A 3,258-nucleotide genomic window follows, 5' to 3' on the forward strand; every position below is an offset into this window, starting at 1 on the left:
GCAATGCGGGCGACATGATCAATCGCCTGTCGATCCAGTACAACCGCACCCGCCAGGCCGCGATCACCACCGAGCTGGTGGAGATCATCTCGGGCGCCGAAGCGCTCTAAGTCATTTCCAAGCAGGAAGCAGAACCATGGCAACCGCCGCTGAAGACATCCGCCCTCTCACGGGTCAGACCAACAACACGGGCCGCGTGTCGCAGGTCATCGGGGCCGTTGTCGACGTGCACTTCCCCGACAATTTGCCGGCGATCCTGTCGGCGCTGGAGACCAGCAACAACGGCAACAAGCTGGTGCTCGAGGTCGCGCAGCATCTTGGCGAGAACACCGTGCGCACCATCGCCATGGACGCCACCGAGGGCCTCACTCGCGGCCAGACCGTCACAGACACCGGCGCGCAGATCACCGTGCCGGTCGGGCCGATGACGCTCGGCCGCATCCTCAACGTCATCGGCGAGCCGATCGACGAGCGCGGCCCGGTCAACACCGATCTCAAGGCGCCGATCCACGCCCAGGCCCCCGCCTTTGTCGACCAGTCGACCGAGAGCGCGATCCTGGTCACCGGCATCAAGGTCATCGACCTGCTCGCCCCCTATGCACGCGGCGGCAAGATCGGGCTGTTCGGCGGCGCCGGCGTTGGCAAGACGGTGCTGATCCAGGAGCTGATCAACAACATCGCCAAGGGCCATGGCGGCGTGTCGGTGTTCGCCGGCGTCGGCGAGCGCACCCGCGAGGGCAACGACCTGTACCATGAGTTCCTCGACGCCGGCGTCATCGCCAAGGACGCCGACGGCAACCCGACGCCCGAGGGCAGCAAGGTGGCTTTGGTGTTCGGCCAGATGAACGAGCCGCCCGGCGCGCGCGCCCGCGTCGCGTTGTCGGGGCTGACCATCGCCGAATATTTCCGCGACACCGAGGGGCAGGACGTGCTGTTCTTCGTCGATAACATCTTCCGCTTCACCCAAGCGGGCGCGGAAGTGTCGGCGTTGCTTGGCCGCATTCCGTCGGCGGTGGGCTACCAGCCGACGCTGTCGACCGACATGGGCGCGCTGCAGGAGCGGATCACCTCGACCAACAAGGGCTCGATCACCTCGGTGCAGGCGATCTACGTCCCCGCCGACGACTTGACCGATCCGGCGCCGGCGACCTCGTTCGCGCATTTGGACGCGACGACCACGCTGAACCGCGCGATCTCGGAACTGGGCATTTACCCAGCGGTCGATCCGCTCGATTCGACCAGCCGCGTGCTGGAGCCGCGCGTCGTCGGCCAGGAGCATTACGAGACCGCCCGCGCGGTGCAGTCGCTGCTCCAGCGCTACAAGTCGCTGCAGGACATCATCGCCATCCTGGGGATGGACGAGCTGTCGGAGGAGGATAAGCTCACCGTTACTCGCGCGCGCAAGATCCAGAAGTTCCTGAGTCAGCCGTTCCACGTCGCCGAGGTGTTCACCTCGATCCCCGGCAAGTTCGTCCAGATCGAGGACACGGTGAAGAGCTTCAAGGCGGTGGTCGACGGCGAGTACGACCACCTGCCCGAGAACGCCTTCTACATGGTCGGCGGCATCGACGAAGCGGTCGCCAAGGCCGAGAAGATGGCGCAGGAGGCCTGATGCCGCTCCACTTCGAGCTTGTCACCCCCGAGCGGCTGGTCCGCTCGGAGGAGGTCTACATGGTCACCGTGCCCGGCAGCGAGGGCGACTTCGGCGTGCTGGAGGGCCATGCGCCGGTGATGTCGACGATCCGCGACGGCGCGCTGACGATCCTGCGGACGCACGGCGGTACGCCCGAGACGTTGGCGATCCAGGGCGGCTTCGCCGAGGTCAACGACCGCGGCCTGACCGTGCTGGCGGAGCAGGCGGGCTAGAGGAAGCTGTACGGGTCGACGTCGACCGTCACCCGCGCCTTCGCTGACAAAACCAGCCCGCCCAGCCAGTCGCGGATCACGTCCTGGACGTCGAGGGCGCGGCGGGCGTGGACTAGCAGTCGGTAGCGGTGGCGGCCGCGCAGCATCGCCAGCGGTGCAGGCGCGGGACCGTAGACCGCCATGCCGTCGACGCGCGGTGCCGAGCGGCCGATCAGCAGCGCGGTTTCGTGGGCGCAGGGCTGCTCCTCCGATGACACGATGATCGCGGCGTAGCGGCCGAACGGCGGCGCACCGGCGTCGCGTCGCGCCTCGGTCTCGGCCGCGTTGAACGCCTCCGCATCGCCCGATACCAGCGCGCGCATGACGCCCGCGGCGGGGCTGTGGGTCTGGATCAGGACGCGGCCGGGCTTGGCACCGCGGCCAGCACGGCCCGAGACTTGGCGGATTTGCTGAAAGGTGCGTTCCGCCGCGCGCAGGTCGCCGCCTTCCAGCCCCAGGTCGGCGTCGACCACGCCGACCAGCGTCAGGTTGGGAAAGTGATAGCCCTTTGTGACCAGCTGCGTGCCGACGACGATGTCGATGTCGCCCGCCTCCATTCGACCAACGAACTCAGCCGCCTTGGCGGGGCTCCAGATCGTGTCGGAGGTGATCACCGCCACCCGCGCCGCCGGCATCAGCGCCGCGACCTCGTCGGCGATGCGCTCGACGCCGGGGCCGCAGGCGACCAGGCTGTCCTCCGCCTTGCATTCGGGGCAGGCGCGCGGCGTCGGCTCGACATGGCCGCAATGATGGCAGGCGAGGCGGTGGGTCAGCCGATGCTCGACCATCCACGCGGTGCAGTTGGGACATTGGAAGCGGTGGCCGCAGGTGCGGCACAGCGTCAGCGGCGCGTAGCCGCGGCGGTTGAGGAACAGCAGCGATTGCTCGCCGCGCGCCAGCGTCTCGTCGAGCGCCGTGACCAGTCGCGGCGACAGCCAGCGGCCGCGCTCGGGCGGCTCGGCGAGGAGGTCGATCGCGGCGATCGCCGGCATCTCGGCCTCGCCATGGCGGCGATGGAGCTTCAACTCGGCATAGCGGCCGATCTCGACCTGCTGGCGTGTCTCGATCGCCGGGGTAGCGGAGGCGAGGATCACCGGGCATTGCTCGAACCGGCCGCGCATCACTGCGACGTCGCGGGCGTGGTAATGGACGCCCTCCTCCTGTTTGAAGCTTGTCTCGTGCGCCTCGTCGACGACGATCAGGCCGAGGTTGCGATAGGGCAGGAACAGCGCCGAGCGCGCACCGACCGTCACGCGGGCCGTGCCGCCGGCGATCGCGCGCCAAGCGCGGCGACGCTGGCTGGAGCGCAGGCCCGAGTGCCAGGCGACCGGCTCGCAGCCGAAGCGCCCGGCG

At 68.8% G+C, this 3,258-nt stretch carries 4 protein-coding genes; 3 read left to right on the forward strand and 1 reads right to left on the reverse strand.

The window, feature by feature from the left end; translation table 11 throughout:
• The 3 genes from HUU96_RS13670 to HUU96_RS13680 all read left to right on the forward strand — a co-directional run.
• A partial coding sequence (locus HUU96_RS13670; protein WP_174293303.1) for a F0F1 ATP synthase subunit gamma occupies positions 1 to 110 on the forward strand: 110 nt, incomplete at its 5' end.
• 26 nt (positions 111 to 136) lie between these two features.
• A complete protein-coding gene (gene atpD / locus HUU96_RS13675) occupies positions 137 to 1,612 on the forward strand; it encodes a F0F1 ATP synthase subunit beta (protein ID WP_174293304.1) in 1,476 nt (491 codons plus the stop codon).
• Positions 1,612 to 1,866 (forward strand): ATP synthase F1 subunit epsilon, encoded by a 255-nt coding sequence (locus HUU96_RS13680; protein WP_174293305.1) that lies wholly within the window; start codon positions 1,612 to 1,614, stop codon positions 1,864 to 1,866. The genes atpD and HUU96_RS13680 overlap by 1 nt, the downstream gene beginning before the upstream one ends.
• Here HUU96_RS13680 and priA read toward each other — a convergent pair.
• On the reverse strand, positions 1,863 to 3,258 hold a 1,396-nt coding region (gene priA, locus HUU96_RS13685), incomplete at its 5' end, for a replication restart helicase PriA (protein WP_174293306.1). The genes HUU96_RS13680 and priA overlap by 4 nt on opposite strands.

Source organism: Sphingomonas bacterium, from assembly GCF_903644135.1.
Classification (GTDB): domain Bacteria; phylum Pseudomonadota; class Alphaproteobacteria; order Sphingomonadales; family Sphingomonadaceae; genus Sphingomonas.